This is a genomic window from Gemmatimonadota bacterium, from assembly GCA_041390125.1.
GTDB lineage: Bacteria > Gemmatimonadota > Gemmatimonadetes > Longimicrobiales > Gaopeijiaceae > JAGQIF01.
This window is the reverse complement of the sequence record JAWKQN010000008.1, coordinates 211,534-229,628: the sequence shown is the minus strand read 5'-3', so window position 1 is coordinate 229,628 and position 18,095 is coordinate 211,534. Positions and strand designations below refer to the sequence as shown.

13 protein-coding genes are annotated in these 18,095 nt (G+C 70.2%); 7 read left to right on the top strand and 6 right to left on the bottom strand.

The features are described 5' to 3' along the window. Window positions 1-2,220, top strand: a complete 2,220-nt coding sequence (gene feoB, locus R3E98_10180; GenBank protein MEZ4423769.1) for a ferrous iron transport protein B — start codon at window positions 1-3, stop codon at window positions 2,218-2,220. A 22-nt stretch (window positions 2,221-2,242) separates the two neighbouring features. Here the strand turns inward: feoB and glgP are convergent, their stop codons facing one another. Both glgP and R3E98_10170 read right to left on the bottom strand, forming a co-directional pair. Further along, window positions 2,243-4,402, bottom strand: coding sequence for an alpha-glucan family phosphorylase (glgP, locus tag R3E98_10175; GenBank protein ID MEZ4423768.1), 2,160 nt, complete (start codon window positions 4,400-4,402; stop codon window positions 2,243-2,245). Window positions 4,403-4,535: 133 nt separating this feature from the next. Beyond that, window positions 4,536-6,146, bottom strand: a complete 1,611-nt coding sequence (locus R3E98_10170) for a peptide ligase PGM1-related protein (GenBank protein MEZ4423767.1) — start codon at window positions 6,144-6,146, stop codon at window positions 4,536-4,538. A 183-nt stretch (window positions 6,147-6,329) separates the two neighbouring features. Here R3E98_10170 and R3E98_10165 point away from each other — a divergent pair, with 183 nt between their 5' ends. The 4 genes from R3E98_10165 (at window position 6,330) to R3E98_10150 (ending at window position 12,191) form a co-directional block, all read left to right on the top strand. Beyond that, complete coding sequence (locus R3E98_10165) at window positions 6,330-6,725, top strand: hypothetical protein (GenBank protein MEZ4423766.1); 396 nt, start codon at window positions 6,330-6,332, stop codon at window positions 6,723-6,725. 159 nt (window positions 6,726-6,884) lie between these two features. After that, window positions 6,885-9,911 (top strand): SusC/RagA family TonB-linked outer membrane protein, encoded by a 3,027-nt coding sequence (locus R3E98_10160; protein ID MEZ4423765.1) that lies wholly within the window; start codon window positions 6,885-6,887, stop codon window positions 9,909-9,911. A 10-nt stretch (window positions 9,912-9,921) separates the two neighbouring features. Further along, on the top strand, window positions 9,922-11,286 hold the full coding sequence (locus R3E98_10155) for a RagB/SusD family nutrient uptake outer membrane protein (protein ID MEZ4423764.1): 1,365 nt from the start codon (window positions 9,922-9,924) through the stop codon (window positions 11,284-11,286). 92 nt (window positions 11,287-11,378) lie between these two features. Next, complete coding sequence (locus R3E98_10150) at window positions 11,379-12,191, top strand: TonB-dependent receptor plug domain-containing protein (protein ID MEZ4423763.1); 813 nt, start codon at window positions 11,379-11,381, stop codon at window positions 12,189-12,191. A gap of 19 nt (window positions 12,192-12,210) precedes the next feature. Here R3E98_10150 and R3E98_10145 read toward each other — a convergent pair whose 3' ends face one another. The 4 genes from R3E98_10145 to R3E98_10130 form a co-directional block, all read right to left on the bottom strand. Continuing rightward, window positions 12,211-13,026 (bottom strand): hypothetical protein, encoded by an 816-nt coding sequence (locus R3E98_10145; GenBank protein MEZ4423762.1) that lies wholly within the window; start codon window positions 13,024-13,026, stop codon window positions 12,211-12,213. 56 nt (window positions 13,027-13,082) lie between these two features. After that, window positions 13,083-13,601: a hypothetical protein gene (locus tag R3E98_10140; GenBank protein MEZ4423761.1), complete on the bottom strand. Its 519-nt coding sequence runs from the start codon at window positions 13,599-13,601 to the stop codon at window positions 13,083-13,085. A 5-nt stretch (window positions 13,602-13,606) separates the two neighbouring features. Further along, complete coding sequence (locus tag R3E98_10135; GenBank protein ID MEZ4423760.1) at window positions 13,607-15,289, bottom strand: amidohydrolase; 1,683 nt, start codon at window positions 15,287-15,289, stop codon at window positions 13,607-13,609. A gap of 106 nt (window positions 15,290-15,395) precedes the next feature. Beyond that, window positions 15,396-16,760, bottom strand: coding sequence for a hypothetical protein (locus R3E98_10130; protein ID MEZ4423759.1), 1,365 nt, complete (start codon window positions 16,758-16,760; stop codon window positions 15,396-15,398). A 282-nt stretch (window positions 16,761-17,042) separates the two neighbouring features. Between R3E98_10130 and R3E98_10125 the strand changes: the two genes are divergently transcribed. Next, the gene (locus tag R3E98_10125) at window positions 17,043-17,189 is read left to right on the top strand and encodes a lasso RiPP family leader peptide-containing protein (GenBank protein ID MEZ4423758.1); all 147 of its coding nucleotides are present in this window, start codon (window positions 17,043-17,045) and stop codon (window positions 17,187-17,189) included. Window positions 17,190-17,348: 159 nt separating this feature from the next. Next, window positions 17,349-18,053 (top strand): FKBP-type peptidyl-prolyl cis-trans isomerase, encoded by a 705-nt coding sequence (locus R3E98_10120; GenBank protein MEZ4423757.1) that lies wholly within the window; start codon window positions 17,349-17,351, stop codon window positions 18,051-18,053. Window positions 18,054-18,095: the final 42 nt, after the last annotated feature.

The window sequence follows — 18,095 nt, the reverse complement described above, 5'->3', positions numbered from 1 at the left end:
ATGGCCACCCTCGTTCCCGAGCCCCGCGCCGGCTGCCACGAGCACCGCGAACAGAGCCTGGTGCGTCTGGGCCTCAAGCCCGACCGCTGGGACATCCTGGTGGCGCTGGCGGGCAACCCCAACACCGGCAAGACCACCGTCTTCAACGCCCTGACCGGATTGCGCCAGCATACGGGCAACTGGCCCGGCAAGACCGTGGTGCGGGCGGAGGGCGCCTTCCTGCACGAGGATCGGCGCGTCAAGATCGTCGATCTGCCCGGCACCTACTCGCTCCAGGCCGGCAGCGTGGACGAAGAGGTCGCGCGCGACTTCATCCTGTTCGGTCGGCCCGACGTCACCGTGGTGGTCGTCGACGCCACGCGGCTCGAGCGCAACCTGAACCTGGTGCTCCAGATCCTGGAGATTACCGATCGGGTGGTGGTGTGCCTCAACCTGATGGACGAGGCCCGGCGCCACGGGATCGCGATCGATCCCGACCGCCTCTCCGAGGCGCTCGGCGTGCCCGTCGTCACCGCCGTCGCCCGGGAGAACCGCGGGATCGATGAGCTGGTCCGTACGGCGGTCGCCGTGGCCAACGGGGAGCGCGTCACGGCGCCGTATCGCATCGCCCGGCACCAGCCGGCCGTGGAGGAGGCGATCTCCGCGCTCGTCACCGTCATCGAAGACGCCTATCCGGCGCTCCCCAACGCGCGCTGGGTGGCGCTGCGCCTCCTCAATGCCGATGAAGCCGTCGAGGCGGCGGTGGCCTCCGGCGAGCTGGGCCACCTCATCGAAGGGGCACCGGGCGCGGAAGACGCGCCGGCGCCGGCGTTGCGCGATGCCGTGCTGGAGCGGGCGCGCGCGCTCCGCTGGGACCTGCCCCACGACTTCCACGACGCGCTGATGGAGCGCACCTACGGCGCCGCGCAGGAGATCGCCGAGCGGGCCCAGACCCGCGGCCTGCAGAAGGCGCGCTTCGACCTGGATCGGACGCTCGACCGGCTGCTCACGAGCCGCTGGCTCGGCTTTCCCACCATGCTGGCGATGCTGGCCGTCGTGTTCTGGCTGACCATCGCGGGGGCCAATGTCCCGTCCGCGATGCTCGCAGAGCTGCTGATCGACACCGTGCATCCCTGGCTGAAGGGCCTGGGCGCCGGCGTCGGGCTGCCCTGGTGGCTGAACGGCTTCCTGTTCGACGGACTCTACCTGTCGACGGCCTGGGTGGTGAGCGTGATGCTTCCGCCCATGGCCATCTTCTTTCCGCTGTTCACGCTGCTGGAGGACTTCGGGTATCTCCCGCGCGTCGCGTTCAACCTGGACGGCCTCTTCCGTCGCGTGGGGGCGCACGGGAAGCAGGCGCTCACCATGAGCATGGGCTTCGGCTGCAACGCGGCCGGTGTGGTGGCCACGCGCATCATCGACAGCCCACGCGAGCGCCTCATCGCCATCCTCACCAACAACTTCTCCTTGTGCAACGGCCGTTGGCCCACGCAGATCCTCATCGCGACGCTGTTCATCGGCGCCCTGGCGCCGCCCGCCCTCGCAGGCATCGTCTCGGCCGCCGCGGTCGTCGGGATCGCGCTGCTGGGGATCGGTGTGATGCTCCTCACGTCGTGGGGTCTCTCCCGCACGGTGCTACGTGGGGAAGCCACCGCGTTCAGCCTCGAGCTGCCCCCGTATCGTCCCCCGCGCATCCTGCAGACGCTGTACACCTCGCTCATCGATCGCACGTTGATCGTGCTCTGGCGCGCCGTGGTCTTCGCGCTTCCCGCGGGGGCCGTGATCTGGCTCACGTCCAACATCACGGTGGGCGGCACCAGCGTCGCGGAGCACCTGATCGGATGGATGAACCCGCTCGGTGTGCTGCTGGGCCTGAACGGCGTGATCCTGCTGGCCTACGTGGTGGCCATCCCCGCCAACGAGATCGTCATCCCGACCGTCCTGATGCTCACCGTGCTGACCACGGGCATGGCCGGCGTGGGATCGGGGGCGGGCGTGATGTTCGAGCTGGACTCCGCGGACGCCATGGGCTCCGTGCTGCAGGCAGGGGGCTGGACGCTGCTGACGGCCGTGTGCCTCATGCTGTTCAGCCTGCTGCACAACCCCTGCTCGACCACGATCTACACCATCTACAAGGAGACGGGCAGCAAGCGCTGGACGGCGCTGGCCACGGTGCTGCCGCTCGCCCTGGGCTTCGTGGTCTGCTTCCTGGTGGCGCAGGTCTGGCGCCTGCTCGCCTGACCCGACTGTCCCGGCCCCGGCATCAGCCGTGGGGGGGAAGGTCCGTCCCCGCGTCCCCGCGACAGGCGCCGACGTAGTACTGCGCGACATAGCGCTCGATCATGCCGCCGGCCGTGAAGTTGCGCCCGGCTTCCCGGATCGCGTGCTTCATCCGTTCGGCCCAGCCGTGGGGCACGCCGTCCGCGTCGCGCTCGTGATAGAGGGGGAGCACCTCGTCCTCGAGCAGCGTGAAGAGGTGATCCCAGTCCGCCTCGTCCACGTCCGAGCGCTCCCCCGGGAGCGGGATGGCCCATCCGTTCTTCCCGGTGAAGCCCTCCGCCCACCAGCCATCGAGTGTCGCGAGCTGGGGGACTCCGTTCAGCGCCGCCTTCATGCCACTGGTGCCGCAGGCCTCCAACGGCACCCGGGGCAGGTTCAACCACACGTCCACCCCTTCGTAGAGCCGGTGGGCCAGGTGCAGCTCGTAGTCCTCCAGGAACGCGACCCGTCCCTCCACCTTGGGGTCGCGCGCCAGCTGGTAGATCCGTTGCAGGACCTGCTTGCCGGCGTCGTCCGCGGGATGGGCCTTGCCCGCGAAGACGATCTGCACGGGACGCCGCGCGTTGGTCAGGAGCCGCAGCAGACGACCCTCGCTCCGGAGCAGCAGGTCGGCCCGCTTGTAGGTCGCGAAGCGGCGCGCGAAGCCGAGCGTCAGCGCGTCCGGATCCAGGAGGGTCCCGGAGGCCGCCAGGTGGGCGGGCTCGTCCCAGTGCTCGGTCCAGCGGCGCCGCGACTGCTCGCGGATGAACCGGAACAGTTGCTTCTTCAGCCCGACGTGCGTGTGCCAGAGCTCACGGTCCGGGATCTCCAGGACGCGGTCCCACAGCTCCGGGGCCGCGCCGGGAGCGCGCCACTCGTGCCCCAGGTGGCGATCCAGGAGCAGGCGGATCTCGGCGCTCATCCACGTCGGCATGTGCACGCCGTTGGTGACGTGCCCGATGGGCACGGCCTCCGGCTGCACGCCCGGCCACAGCGACTGCCAGATGCGGCGGGTCTCCAGACCGTGCCGCTCGGACACCCCGTTGACTCCCTGACAGAGCCGGATGGCGGCTGCGGTCATGTGGAAGGTCTGGTGGTCGATCTCGGGATGGCGTCCCAGGGACAGGAAGCCCTCGGTGTCCATCCCCATCCCCTCCCAGTAGGCCGCCGGGATGCAGGACTCGATCTGTTCGCGCTGGAAGGTGTCATGGCCGGCGGGAACCGGCGTGTGCGTCGTGAAGACGCTGTGGGCGCGCACGCGCGCGACGGCGTCATGGGCGCCCATGCCGCGCTCGAGGTACTCGCGCAGCCGCTCGATCAGCATGAACGCGGCGTGGCCCTCGTTCGCGTGCCACGCGCCCGGGCGAACGCCCAGCGCGCGCAGGACACGCACGCCCCCCACGCCCAGGATCCACTCCTGCTTGAGGCGCAGCTCGCGTCCGCCGCCGTACAGCTTGCTCGTCAGCGCCCGGTCGTCGCGGTGGTTCTCCTCCAGGTCCGTATCGAGCAGGATGACCCGTGTGCGACCCACCCGGATCTCCCACGCCCCGATGTGGATGTCCCGATCTCCCGTGGGGAGCGTGGCGAGGACCCGGCTGCCGTCCTCCGCCCGCAGCGCCGTCAACGGCATCAGGTCGGTGTCGAACGGCTCGTCCCCGTCCACCTGCCATCCGTCCGCCGTCAGCTTCTGGTCGAAGTATCCCTTGGCGTACAGCAGCCCGACGCCCACGAAGGGGACGCCCAGGTCGGAGATGGCCTTGCAATGGTCACCAGCGAGCACGCCGAGACCGCCCGAGTAGATGGGCACGGAGTTGTGCAGCGCGAACTCGGCGCAGAAGTACGCGATCGGCCGCCCGCGTCCGAGGTCGGGGTGGCGCTCGTGGAACCACGTGTCGTCCCCGGTGAGCTCCTGCCGCATCCGCTCCTGGACGGCGTGGTACCGCTGCAGGAACTGCGGATCGCTGGCACACTCGGCCAGCCGGGCCGGGTCGGCCTTCCGCAAGAGGGCGATGGGGTTGTGCCACCACTGCCGCCACAAGATGGGATCGATCGAGGCGAACAGCGCCCGCGCCTCCAGGTGCCAGGACCACCAGAGGTTCGTGGCCAGCTCGGCGAGGCCCTCGAGGGCGTCCGGCAGGTAGGGGATCTTCTGTCGGTGGCTCATCGGGTCGGGGCGCGTTCAAGGGGACGGACGGCACCACGGCCGCCCTGGTGCCACGGGTGCAGGCGTTGCAACAAGCGAGCCCGACAATCTGCACAGGACGGCCTGTCCGGTGAAGTCCCGCCGGCGCCGGCGCTTACTCCATCCGGGTGGAGGCCGTGACGGTGAACAGCGAGGTGGGGACGTCCAGATCGCTGGAATCGGCGCCCGTTTCGCGGTCGAGGATGGCCACCGTGGTGCGATACATCTCGTCCGCCTCGGCGCGACTGTTCCCGATGGAGGTCAGCCCCAGCTTCCCGTACTGGGACAGGGCCCCGATCATGTAGAACAGCACACCGGTTCCCGTGCTGTGCTTGAAGTGCAGCCCGTGCGAGACCAGCAGCTCCATGAGGTCTTCCGGCAGGAGGCCGCGGTAGGCCGGAGAGCGCAGGTTGTCCGTGGCCGTGTAGTACTTGGGCGTTCCGTTCAACGTGTGGTACAACCCGGTGCCCCGGTCCAGCCGGCCGCCGGTGAGGAACTCCAGCGCCATGAACGGAGGCGTGGTTCCGCCCATCCGCAGGTTGATCTCGATGGCGTGGGCCCGCCACGGGGTTCCGGGATCGCGGGACAGCACGAAGTCGATCCCGAACCGGCCCAGGACCCCCTTTCTGGCCAGGACCTCGCCGATCCGCAGCCCCGCGTCCTGGATGAGGTCCCGGTACCCGTCCGCGGCGGGAAAGCGGCATCCCACGTAGGCCTGCGCCGACTCGCCCCCCAGCACCTGGTCGTGGGTGGAGACCAGGGCCAGCTCGCCGTCGGGGTGGATGCGGAGCTGGACGCTCGGGGAATGGAACTCCGTCCCCTCGATGCGCTCCTCCACCACCCCACCCATCTCGCCCAGCTTCCGCAGGAACTCGCGGTGGGTCTCTCCCTGACCGGCGAGCGCCATCGCGTGCAGCTCCGTCCGCAGGGCGGCCGAGCGCTCCAGCGGGGCCTCGGGCAGCGGGTCGGGAAAGCGGAAGATGGCGTTGCCTTCTCCCGCGAAGCTGTCGTTGAGCTTGACGATGGCCTGACGCAGCCCGGGCCGGTCCGACGCGAGCCGGCTCAACGCGTGGATCACCTCGTCCTCGCTCTGGACCCCGGACCGCCCCGCGGGCAGGTCGACGCCGGCCTCCTCGAAGACCCGGCGCGACCCCGACTTGGTGCCGAGCCAGAGCAGGGCCGGGTCGACCGCATTGAGCGGGATGCCGAGCTCGACCGCCAGTCGGCGTTCGAGGGCCGTGGAGTTGAAGACGCTCAGATACGCGCGCTCGGGGGGGCCGATCCAGTCCCGGATGCGCCGGATCACGCGCGGGCGCTCGAGGACCTTCTCCGTGAGCGGGCGGGGAGACGCGTCGTAGAGCCGGAGGACGAGCAGTCGGCGCAGCGCGTGCCGCATGGGCACGCCCGGCAGATGTTGCAGATAGTACTCGAGGATGTCCGGGTGGATCGGCTGGCTGGTGACGTAGACCAGACGCGCCGCCGGATTGGCGAGTCGGATCAGCGTGAACAGGAGGCGCTCCTCGTAGAAGGAAGCGCCCTTGATCTTGCGCAGCTCCTCCTGGTTCACGCTGATGGACGGCACCACGACGGTCGTGTGCTCGAAGCCCGGCTCGTGCAGGATGGAGCGCGCCGTGTCGGGGAGTTGACGTTTGAGTCGCTCGAATTCCTCGAGCTCCTCGTGGGACCCGAGCGGACCGTAGGGAGAACCAGGGGGGAAGGTGGACATCACGGGCTCCTACCGGGGGAAGCGCCGGCGGGGCCGGCCGCAGCCAGAATGGGCCGGGGGACGTGACGCGTGCAACCGCCGCCACGGGGCGTCGGGGGCTGGGGACGGCCTCGCGCCGTCCGGCCCGGACCCGCGCGTTTCCACGTGTTGGCGCGCGCGCGCCTGGCGCTGGTAGCTTGGAGCATGCGCCGGGAATGCTGGGCACCTTCCTTCCGACACGCGGCGGTCGCACTGGCCCTGGTGCTGCCGGCCCTGGAGGGGTGTGTGCGTCCGCGCTGGGCCGGAGCCGGGCCCGAGCCGGCCACCCTCCAGGTCACGAACCGGGGCTGGGCGGATATCACGGTGTCCGTCGAGCGTGGAGGGGCGCGCCACCGCCTGGGCCTGGCACCCGCCCTGTCCGACCGCACCTTCCGCATCCCACCGGAGATCGCGCCCCCGGGGGAGACCATCGCCCTGCTCGCCGATCCGGTGGGCAGTGATGCCGTCTACCGCAGTCCCTCGGTCCAGCTCGAGTCGGGGCTCGTGTTGGTGTGGACCCTCCAGGACAACCTGGTCCAGTCGTCCCTGCGCACGCGCTGACCCGCACCGGGTGTCCTGAACCGACGCGCATGTCCGGCCGGTCCACCGGAGGGCGCCGGGCTCCCGGGTTGAAAGGCGCGTGCGGGCATCCCAAGTTGCCCGGACAACCCCCCGCGGGCGTGCTCTCTTCCCGTCCCGCACCCCTACTTCGGAGGTCACATGTCGAGAGTCCCCATCCGCCTGGGACTCCTCTTGGCGCTGATCGTCCCCCTCCCCCTCCACGCGCAGCAGCGTGAGGTCCGAGGGCAGGTCGTCGCCGAATCGGGAGCCCAACCCCTCCAGGACGTCGCCGTCCAACTGGTCGGGAACAACCGTGTCGGCACGTTCACCGACCGGGAGGGTCGCTTCGTCCTGAACGTTCCCTCCGGTCCGGTCCGGCTGCAGGCCAGCCTCCTGGGCTGGCAGACGGCCACCGTGGAGGTCGGCGAGAACCAGTCCACGGTGGTGATCCAGCTGGGGCAGGACGCCCTGCGGCTGGACGAGCTGGTGGTCACCGGCCAGGTCACCAGCGTGGCCCGCCGCAACCTCGCCAACGCCGTTGCGAGCGTGAGCGCAGAGGAGCTCACGCAGGTCCCCGCCGCCTCCGTCGAGCAGCAGCTCGCCGGTAAGGTCGCGGGCGCCGACATCCAGGCCAACTCGGGCGCGCCCGGCGGCGGGATGCAGATCAACCTGCGCGGGGTGACGTCGATCATCGGAGCCGCCACGCCGCTCTATGTGATCGACGGCGTGATCGTCTCGGATGCCTCCATCGCATCGGGTACCAACGTCATCACCCGGGCCAGCGGAGGGGCATTCAACAGCGGCTTCGCCAGCAACCAGGACAACGCTCCCAACCGCATCGCGGACCTGAACCCCAACGACATCGAGAGCATCGAGATCCTGAAGGGTGGCTCCGCGGCCGCGATCTACGGGTCCAAGGCCTCGAACGGCGTGATCGTGATCACGACCAAGCAGGGCCGCGAGGGTGCGCCGCGCTACAGCTTCACGCAGCGGGTCGGGACCTTCGATCTGGCCAACAAGCTGGGGCTGCGCGTCTTCGACAACGTGGACGAGGCCGTGGAGGCCTTCGGGCCCCGCGCCGCGGACTTCTTCGTCCCCGGGCAGGTCTACGACCACGAGGAGGAGCTGGCCGGCAACAATCCCTTGTCCTACGAGACCGCCGCCAGTGTGAGCGGCGGCAGCGGCAACACCCGCTACTTCGCCTCCGCGTTGCTCAAGCACGACGGCGGCATCATCACCGGGACCTACTACGACAAGCAGTCGCTGCGGCTCAACCTGGATCAGAACCTGGGCTCCTGGGCCACCCTGGGGCTGAACACCAACCTGATCCGCTCCAAGACGGGCCGGGGCTTCACGAACAACGACAACCGGTCCATCAGCTACTGGATGACGTTCCCGCAGACGCCCACGTTCGTGGACATCCGCCCGGGTGCGGACGGCGAGTATCCGGACAACCCGTTCGCGAACTCCAACCCGCTGGAGACGGCGGGCCGCGCCTTGAACGACGAAGAGGTGTGGCGCATGATCGCGTCCACCGACTTCACGGCGGACCTGTGGAGCGGGGACAACCAATCCCTCCAGCTGGTCGCGACCGGCGGTGTGGACTTCTTCAGCCTGAAGAACAACATCTTCTCCCCGCCCGATCTCCAATACGAGCTGGACGACGGGAAGGCCGGGACCACGTTCCTCGGGAACTCGAGCAACCGGAACCTGAATGTCACCGGCAACCTGGTGCACCGGTACGGCTTCGGGGAGGGCCTGTCGGCGACCACGTCCCTCGGGATCCAGTACGAGGACGTGGACCTGGACGTTGCCCGTATCCTCAACGAGGACCTGATCGTCGGGCAGTCCAACATCGATCAGGGCACGAACCCGGGCGTCTTCCAGACGCGTTCGCGCACGCGCGACCTGGGCTTCTTCGCCCAGGAGGAGCTCCTGCTGCTCGATGAGCGGCTGACCCTCGTGGCCGGCCTGCGCGCCGACAAGAGCTCCAACAACGCCGACCCCGGCGAGTTCTTCCTGTATCCGAAGTTCGCGGCCGCGTACCGCTTCGTGGATCTCGCGCCGGGAATGGTGGACGAGCTCAAGGTGCGCGGCGCCTGGGGCCAGACCGGGAACCAGCCTCGGTACGGCGACAAGTTCTCGGTCCTGAACACGGGCAACATCGCCGGCCTGCAGACGCTGAACATCTCCACCACCACGGTGGCGGAGGATCTGCACCCCGAGCGCCAGCGCGAGGTGGAGGTGGGCTTCGACGCCACGCTCCTGAACCGGACGGCGCAGCTCGAGGTCACCGCCTACGAGCGGCGCATCACGGAGCTGCTGCTCCGGCGCGCGCTGCCGCCGTCGACCGGGTACGCGACCTCCATCTTCAACGGGGGTGTGCTGGAGACCCGCGGCATCGAGTCGTCCCTGCGCGTGGTGCCGGTGCAGACGTCCGGCTTCCAGTGGACGTCCACCACCACGTTCTCGCTCGACCGCTCCGAGGTGGTGGAGCTGCCGGTGCCGCCGTTCGCGGCCGGTGGCTTCGGAACCGCGCTCGGTGGCTTCCAGATCGAGGAGGGCAGGTCGCCCACCCAGATCGTCGGCCGCGACACGGTGGTGGCCAACGACCCCCGCTGCGTGGTCGGTGGGCCGTGCGACCCCGGGACCGCCGCGGGGACCCGCATCGTGACCGGCATCGGCGACGCCAACCCGGACTTCCGGATGGGCTTCTCCAACGAGTTCAGCTTCGGCGACTTCAACATCTACTCACTGTGGGATTGGCAGCACGGCGGCGACGTCATCAATCTCACCGCATGGCTGTTCGATCTGAGCCGCACGTCGGGCGACTTCAACGATCCCTGCGTGGAGGCCTGCGTCGACAACGAGACGCTGGGCGAGCAGCGCCTGCGGCTCTATCCGGGCCGCACGTCCACCATCTGGGTGGAGGACGCGTCGTTCGTGAAGCTGCGTGAGCTGACGCTCACGTACGAAGTGCCGAGTGACGCCGCGGCGCGCCTGTGGGACGGGATCGAGGGGATGCGCATCAGCCTCTCCGGTCGCAACCTGCTGCGGTTCACCGACTACACGGGCCTCGATCCCGAGGTGTCCAACTTCGGCGCCCAGGCCATCGGCCGGAACGTCGACGTGGCCCCGTATCCACCGAGCCGCAGCTTCTGGCTGTCGGTGGATCTCACGTTCTGAGGAGACAGCCATGAACGCCATCCATAGACATCTGGGCGTCGGTGCGGTCCTCCTCGCCGTGGCCTGGAGCACGGGCTGCACGGAAGAGCTCACCGTTCCGAACTTCAACAATCCCGCCCGGGAGGATCTCACGGGCACGCCGACCCGCGGCACGCTGGCCGCGGCCGTCCAGGGCCTCGTGGCCGCCCAGCGCGGCCTGAAGGAGGGCATGGTCGGGCGGCTGGGCGTATGGGGCCGCGAAGGCTACGACCTCCGGCCCGAGGAGCCGCGCACGACGACGGACGCGTTGATCGATCCGATCGATCCGATCAACGGCGGGCTGTTCTTCGGCGGTCAATACACGCAGATCGCCGGGATCAACACGGTGCTCACGGCGGTGGAGAACGCCTCGGTCCTCACGGACACGGAGAAGAACGCGATCCGTGGCTTCGTGAAGACGCTGAAGGCGGACGCCTACTGGCAGATGATCATCGCGCGCCCGATCGGGATGGGCATCCCGTTGGATCCGAACCCCGATCCGAACGCCGAGCTCACGCCCATCTCCAGCGCGGCGGAGGTGCACCAGTACATCAACAGCCTTTACGACGAGGCCCTGAGCGACCTGCAGAGCGGTGGGAGCAGCTTTCCGTTCCAGCTTCCGTCCGGGTTCGACGGCTACGCCGATCCGGGTTCGTTCGCGCAGGTCAACCGCGCGCTCAAGGCGCGGGCGCTCAAGTACCAGGGTCAGTGGAACGACGTGCTGACCACCCTCGGCCAGTCGTTCATCGATGCGAGCGGCGACATGGACGAGGGGGTGTACTTCAACCACAGCACCATCTCCGGGGATGCCCCCAACGGCTTCTTCTCCACGGTGTCGCACTTCGCGCATCCGCGCGTGCGCGCGAACGCCCAACAGCAGCCGAGCGGGGACCTCGACCAGCGTGTGCTCGACAAGACCAAGGTGATCCCGGCCTTCACGCTGTACGAGATCACCGTCACCGAGGACATGGACGTCTATCAGAGCCTGACGGCAGCCTTCCCGTGGATCACCAACGACGAGCTGCTGCTCATCCGGGCCGAGGCCAACGCGGCCCTGGGCAACGACGGCGCGGCACTGGCGGACGTGAATGCCGTGCGCGAGGAGTCGGGGGGTCTGGCGCCGCTGGCGTCCTTCAGCGGGGATCCGCTGGACGAGATCCTCTACAACAAGCTGCTCTCGCTCCTGTGGGAGGGCGGATTCGCGTACCTGGACATGCGCCAGTACGACCGTCTGGATGAGCTTCCGCGCGCGCGTCCCAACCACGGGGTGTATCCGGGCTTCCCGTATCCGCAGAACGAGTGCCTGGCCCGGGACATCTCGGGTCAGCCGGAGTGCGGGACGTTCTTCGCGCAGTAGGCGGAGGCGCTGCAAGGCCCGGTGTGCCGGGCCGTAGGTTGACGGAGGGAGGGGCCTCATCGGCCCCTCCCTCCTCGTCCATGGAGGCAACGATGCACATGCGGATCGTCAGCGCGCTCGTGGTCGCGTGCGGGCTGTTGCCGGCCGCTCTCGCCGCCCAGACCGTGCGCGCCCGGGGGCAGGTGCGGCCGCTCCAGGTGGGGGTGCCGTTCGCGGGCGCGGCCATCTCCGCACCCGAGGCGGGCGTGGACGTCTGCGCCCGGCCGGACGGGCGCTTCGCCGTGGTGTTGCCCGCGGACATGGACGTCGCACTGCGGATCACGCCGGTCGGGTTCGACCCCTACGACGTGACCGTGCGGCCCTCGACGGACACGGCGGTCCTGCCGCTCGGCGAGCACGTGATCGAGCTCGAGGGGCTCACGGTGGTCGGGCTGGCGCTGGAGGGAAGGGGGGCGGCGGCCTGGGCGCAGACCGAGCTACCGGGCGGGGACATGACCCGTGCGCCCGGAACGCTCACCGAGGCGCTTCAAGGCCGCGTCGCGGGCGCGCGCTCCACGTCGGGAGCACCGGGCGGCAGCGTGCGCATCGACCTGCGGGGTGTGCGCTCCCTCCTCGGTCGCACGGAGCCGCTGGTGGTGATGGACGGCGTGGTGCTCTCCACCGTGCGGATCGCGCCGGACGACGGGATCACCGGCGCCACCGAGGCCGAGCGGGACGTGCTGTCGCGGCTGGCGGATCTGAATCCCGCCGATATCGAGCGCATCGACGTCGTGCAGGGCGCGGCCGCCTCGGCCCGCTACGGACCGCGGGCGGGGAACGGCGTGATCGCCATCACGACCCGCCGGGGTCGGGTGGCGCCGGCGGCGCCCGCTGCGGCGTTGCGGTGTTTCCGCCCGGCGCCGTGACGGCGGGGCGGTTCGCGCCTCAGTCCCCCGGAGGCCCCTGGTTGACCCTCACCTCCTTGGTGGTGACGGTCATCTTCATCCCCTCACCGGAGGCCATGCCACCCATCGCCTCCATCTGTGCCCGCATCTGCCCCTCCACCTGCTTGCGCACGTTCTCGGGCAGCTCGGCCAGGCGCTTCTCCATCTCCGCCAGCGCCTCTTTCATCTCCGCGCTCTCGGCGCCGCTCATGGCCCCGCTGACGGTGGCCTCCATGCGGAACGGGTGGAGCACGCCGTCCACGTTCCGGTAGTCCAGCAGGTTCGCCGTCATGGACATGTCACGGGCCTGACCCTCCACGTCCGCGGTGCCTTCGAAGACCATCCGCCGCACGACGTAGTCGTCCTTGTCGATGTAGAGCCGCACCTCGCCCTCGCGCAGGTCCGCGTCCGACATGCTCGGGCCGGCCATCGCCTCCAGGTTGTCCGTCCGCAGGATCCAGGTGTCGTGACCGTCCACGCGCTCGCTGCCCGCCACCTCGGCGTTCTGGATCCAACGCTCGTACATGTAGAACGGATCGGCCCCTTCGTCCTGGGCGCCGCCCACGGAGCGGCCGCCCACCAGGGTCCGCGTCACCACGAACATGCGGTGGCCGCCGACCTCGCGCGCTTCGTGGTACTGCAGCATCTCCTGGCCGTTGAACTCCTGCACCAGGGTGTAGTTCTCGACGTTCGCGGTGCGCGCATCCTGCTGCGCGAGGGCGCGCTCGACGATCTCCCGAGGGGACTGGCCGGCCAGGGTGCTTCCCGGGAGAAGGGCCAGGGCGCCGGCGAGAAGGAAGCCGCGTGTGGGTCGCATGATCGGATCCCGGTGGAGGGAGGGGAGTCCCGCGCGCCTGCGCCGGACCTTGAAGCCTACGCCTGTCGCGCCAGCGCGTTCCAGACCTGGGAGACGCTCTCCGTCACCGCCTCCAGGGCCTGCCCGGTGGTGCGGTCCAGCTGTTCGGCCAGGCGCGGGCCCAGGAGGTCGCGCAGGAACGCGATCCGCCCGGACAGATCGATGCCCAGGACGGTGCCCGGACCGGCTTCCAGGAGGGACAGCACCCGCAGCACGAAGTAGGCGTCGTCGATGAGCCCCGCGAGTCCCTGGGTCATCTCCGGGATCGCATCGATGGGCGCCGTGAAATACCGCGCGGCGTGCGCCACCACGGGCTCCACCACAGACTCCAGGTCGCGCCCGCGGGCGCCCGCCACGGCGCGCTCCATCAGGAGGGGGACCTCCTCGATCAGCGCCAGCGTCCGGTCGGCGAGGTCCTGCAGCCCCGCGTCCGACACGTCGGGATGGCGGCTACGGACGAGCGCCAGGAATCCGCCGGTCTCGCGGGCCTTGGCGCTGGCGATGACCGCGCGTACGTCGTCCAGGGGCAGGTCCATCGCGCTCAGCCTTCGTAGACCGTGCGGCCGCCCACGACCGTCCGGGCCACCGTGATCTCCTTGAGCCGATCGGGGTCGACCGTGTGGGGATCGTCGCCCAGGAGAACGAAGTCGGCGAGCTTGCCCGCCGTGATGGAGCCTTTCTCGTGCTCCTCGAAGGACGCGTAGGCACCGTTGAGCGTACAGATCCGCAGGGCCTCGTCCACGGACACGCGCTGGTTCTCGCCCCACACCTTGCCCCGGAAGTCCTTGCGCGTGACCAGCGACTGCAGGGCCATCAGCGGTTCGAAGGGACCGGGGGTGTAGTCGGACGCGCCCGGGACCCGGATGCCGGCGTCGAGGAAGGAGCGGTGGGCGAACATCGACCGCATCCGCTCGTCGCCGTATTCGTCCCACTTCTCGCCGTGGTAGTGCACATAGGTGTAGAACGGCGTGGGGATGTAGCCGCCCTCCGCGATCCGCCGCACCAGGTCGGGGGTGACCAGGGTGCAGTGCTCGATGCGGTGACGCACATCGGTCCGGGGCCACAACTCCTGGACCCGCTCGTACGCGTTCAACACGTAGTCGATGGTGACGTCGCCGTTGGCGTGGATGCCCACCTGCCACCCGGCCCGGTGCGCCTCCTCGACGGCCTCGTGGATCTCCTCCTGGGTCATGGTGAGGATGCCGAAGTCGTCGGGTCGGCCCACGTAGGGCGTGCTCATGCGCATCGTGCGCTCGGAGGCGGAGCCGTCCGCCGCGAACTTGACGGCCCCGATGCGGACGTGCGCGTCGCCGAACCCGGTACGGAGGCCGGATGCCAGCAGCTGCCGATACGACTCTCCGCGCGGCAGCAGATAGGCGCGGAATGTCAGCTCGTCCGCGGCGCGCGCGTCCTGGTAGGCCACGTAGTCGTCGATGCTGGTGCCGGTCTGATGCACCGACGTGAGGCCCGCGGCGTTCATCATCTCCCCGATCTTCTTGACGCCGGCCTGGCGTTCCTCCCGGGTCGACGTGGAGGGGATGAGCCGGGTGATCAGCGCGTTGGCGCGCTCGGCCACCTTTCCCGTCAGCTCGCCGTTCTCGCGGTAGAAGTGCCCGCCGAAAGGATCGGGGGTGGCGGCGCTGATCCCGGCCAGCCGGAACGCGGCGGAGTTGTAGACGGACGTGTGCCCGCCCCGGTGGCCCACCCGGACCGGGTGATCCGGAACGGCCGCATCGATGTCCGCCCGGGTGAGCGCGCGTCCCTCCTCCAGCTTGGTGTCGTCGTACATGTAGCCGGAGATCCACTCCCCACGCGGCGTCTGCTGCGCACGGGCCCGGAGCGCCTCCTGGATGCGCGCGATGCTGCCGAGGTTCGTGTCCACGTTCTTCAGCGCGGACAGGCCGCCGCCGGAGGGGTGGGAATGGGCGTCGATGAACCCCGGGACCACGGTCAGTCCGGCCGCGTCGATGACCTGCGTATCCGGCCCGCGCAGCGCGTCGATGTCGTCGGTGCTGCCGACGGCCAGGAAGCGACCGTGGCGGACGGCGAACGCCTGGGCCGTCGGCTGCGCGTCGTCCATCGTGTAGACCGTGCCGTTGCGCACGACCAGGTCCGGTCGGCCCGGGTGGGAATCCGCGGAGCGGGAGGGCGCGCACCCGGTGCCGAGGGCGGCCGCGAAGGCGGCGCCCAGGCCCAGGAACTCGCCACGACTGACGGTGGACATGGGACAGCTCCGGAAGCGGGGACCGAACCGGGAATGCCGCCAAGGTAGGGCGCGCCTCCCGGACCGGCCACGCGGACGCCCGCCGCACCGCGCCCCGGTGCGGCCGTCAGGGTCGAGCGCCGGGCAGATCCGCGAACCGGGTGGCCGCCCGCACCTGCTCCGTCCAGCGTGGCGTCTCGAACCAGGTGTCGAAGAGCGGGGCGACGGAGGGGTCGCGCTCCGCGAACGCGCGCACCAGGTCGTCGGTGGACACGCCGACGGCGCCCCGGGCCCGCCAGAGCCCCCCGTAGGCGGCGTCGAAGGCGGCTTCCCCCATCTGCGCGTACAGCAGCGCGAAGAACACGCCGCCCAGCAGGTAGGCGTCGTCCGTGCGCCGCTCGCGGCCGAAGTCCCGGAAGGGGACGCGCTCGAGCGTGCGGGAGCGCTCCAACCGGTCCCGCAGGCGCGCGAGCAGGCCGTCCAACGCCCCCTCCAGGTCGGCCCCGTCCAGCTCGGCCGCCAGCCGGGCTTGCAGGAAGGTCGCGAGGCCCTCGTTCCAGCGCGGCGAGGGCCGGTCCAGGTCGGGCGCGTTCCACAGGTGCGTGAGCTCGTGGTAGACCTCGCCCAGCCGGGCGGTCTCCTGGAACGCCGGCGCCGTCTGGATGATGCCGGCGGTGAGGCTCGCCTGGGACCCCCACCCGTCGGGGATCTCCATGATCGTCAGCTCCGCCGCCGATCCGAGGGGGCCGAACCAGCGCGCCATGACCTCCAGCCCCCGCTCCACCCGGTCGGCCAGGCGACGGGCCCCCACAGAGTCCTCGGGGAAGTGGTGGACCGCGAGTCCACCCCGACGCACGGTGTGGTAGGGGGCGATGGCGATCAGCAGGAACGGAACCGGTCCGCGGGAGACCGCGTCCCACCGGAGCAGATCCCCATCGGGGACGGGCTCGGAGGTGCGCCCTCCCGACGCGACGACCTGCCCGGGCGGGACCCACACCGACGCGCTCCACGTGAAGTCACTCGACGCCCCCGCCGGCCACGGGAACGCGGCCGCGTCCGCGCGCAGGAGCGTGAAGCCGGGGTCCACATGGTCCTGGACGTACCGCATCCCGGTCTCGGTGTAGGGCGCCAACCATCCCCGATAGGTCACCTCCAGACGCGTCCGACCCCCCGGCGCGAGCGGCCGGGGCAGGTCCACGCGGACGTGCCGGAGCTGCATGCGCTCGAAGCCGTCCCGTCCGCGCACCTCCTGGGAGAAGGGGAGGCCGCCGCCGGTCGCCGGATCGCGCACGGCCTCGACCTCCAGCAGCCGGTTGAGCAGGAGCAGCACGGACGAGGCGGGGTCCGGGCCGGGGTTCGCCAGCGTCAGGACGGCCCGTCCCTGGAGGGTGCCGGCGGCCAGCTGGGGCCGGACCTCCAGGACCAGGTGGACGCCCTGGACGGCGGGCGGGACGGCGGCCACCTGGAGGCCGAGGAGCAGGGTCGCGAGCATCGGAGGTCCGGTGCGAGGGACGGGGCGCGCGATGGTTGGATGTCTGCCGGCGGCGTCGGGTTTGGGACCGTGCCTGATGCGACTGCGCCTCGGCTGTTGATGGGTGCTCGCCACTGGGTTTGGGGCCGGTTTCATGAAAATGGCGTCACCAGGCCATTTCCAGGTGCCTTGACGCCGATGTGACACCGGGGGTGCATCTTGCAGTCTATCCCCCTGCACGTCGCACGCGTCCGGCGTCGCCGGGTCCAGCGGCGTGTGCAGTCACTCAGGAGGTTCGGAGTCATGAAGTACGAGGCTCCGCGCGTGAAGGTCCTCGGATCCTTCCGTGAGATGACCCAGACGGGCGGCCACTGGTGGTTCTGGTGGTGGAAGCCCAAGCCGCCGAAGGGTGGCGGTGGTGGGTCGGGCGGTCACAACGGCCGCAGCTGACGGAAGCCGGTGCGGCACCGGCCCGACCCGGTGTCTGCCCGCGCGCACCCATGGCCCGGTCCCCCCACGGGGGCCGGGCCGCTCTTGTCCCAGGGCCTGCGGGCACCTGCCCGCACACCCGGTGTACCCTGGCCTTTCCCATTTCCCGGACAGGACAGGATGATGCGCAACCGTATCGTGGGTGGCGGGCTCGCCGCCGTGCTGGCGCTCGCCGGCTGCCAGGCCGGCGCCGACCCGGCCCCGACGCTCGAGACCAACGATCAGAAGGCGAGCTATGCGATCGGCCTCAACATGGGCGGATCGCTCGCCGAGGTCTCCGATCGGATCGACATGGTGGCGCTGCGGGCCGGGATCCGGGACGCGATGGAGGACGCCGACCCACGCGTTCCCCGCGAGGAGCTCCAGGGCGTGATGGAGCAGTTCGGCCGCGAGGTCACCGAGGCCCAGGCGGCCGAGATGGCCTCCCGCGGGGCCGAGAACCGGGAGCGGGGTCAGGCCTACCTGGCCGAGAACGCCGCCCGTGACGGCGTCAGCACCACCGAGAGTGGCCTGCAGTACGAGGTGATGCGACCGGCGGACGGCCCCTCTCCGGAGACCGGCGACCGGGTGCGGATCCACTACCGGGGGACGCTCGTCGACGGCACCGAGTTCGACAGCTCCTACCAGGGGGGCGAGCCTGTGGTCTTCGGCGTCGACCAGGTGATCCCCGGCTTCTCCGAAGCGCTCAAGCTGATGGAGGTCGGCAGCCAGTACCGCTTCGTGATCCCCAGCGACCTCGCCTACGGGCCCCAGGGCACCGGCGGCGACATCGGGCCGGACGCCACCCTGGTCTTCGAGATCGAGCTGCTCGAGATCGTCGAGTAGGCGCTCGCGGTCGGCCGACACCGCATCCGGTGTCGGCCGCGC

Coding starts and splice junctions, on each gene's coding strand:
- R3E98_10125 (MEZ4423758.1), top strand. CDS start 17,043: ATGAAGTACGAGGCTCCGCGCGTGAAGGTCCTCGGATCCTTCCGTGAG.
- glgP (MEZ4423768.1), bottom strand. CDS start 4,402: ATGAGCCACCGACAGAAGATCCCCTACCTGCCGGACGCCCTCGAGGGC.
- R3E98_10120 (MEZ4423757.1), top strand. CDS start 17,349: ATGATGCGCAACCGTATCGTGGGTGGCGGGCTCGCCGCCGTGCTGGCG.
- R3E98_10150 (MEZ4423763.1), top strand. CDS start 11,379: ATGCACATGCGGATCGTCAGCGCGCTCGTGGTCGCGTGCGGGCTGTTG.
- R3E98_10135 (MEZ4423760.1), bottom strand. CDS start 15,289: ATGTCCACCGTCAGTCGTGGCGAGTTCCTGGGCCTGGGCGCCGCCTTC.
- R3E98_10145 (MEZ4423762.1), bottom strand. CDS start 13,026: ATGCGACCCACACGCGGCTTCCTTCTCGCCGGCGCCCTGGCCCTTCTC.
- R3E98_10140 (MEZ4423761.1), bottom strand. CDS start 13,601: ATGGACCTGCCCCTGGACGACGTACGCGCGGTCATCGCCAGCGCCAAG.
- R3E98_10165 (MEZ4423766.1), top strand. CDS start 6,330: ATGCGCCGGGAATGCTGGGCACCTTCCTTCCGACACGCGGCGGTCGCA.
- R3E98_10155 (MEZ4423764.1), top strand. CDS start 9,922: ATGAACGCCATCCATAGACATCTGGGCGTCGGTGCGGTCCTCCTCGCC.
- R3E98_10160 (MEZ4423765.1), top strand. CDS start 6,885: ATGTCGAGAGTCCCCATCCGCCTGGGACTCCTCTTGGCGCTGATCGTC.
- R3E98_10170 (MEZ4423767.1), bottom strand. CDS start 6,146: ATGTCCACCTTCCCCCCTGGTTCTCCCTACGGTCCGCTCGGGTCCCAC.
- feoB (MEZ4423769.1), top strand. CDS start 1: ATGGCCACCCTCGTTCCCGAGCCCCGCGCCGGCTGCCACGAGCACCGC.
- R3E98_10130 (MEZ4423759.1), bottom strand. CDS start 16,760: ATGCTCGCGACCCTGCTCCTCGGCCTCCAGGTGGCCGCCGTCCCGCCC.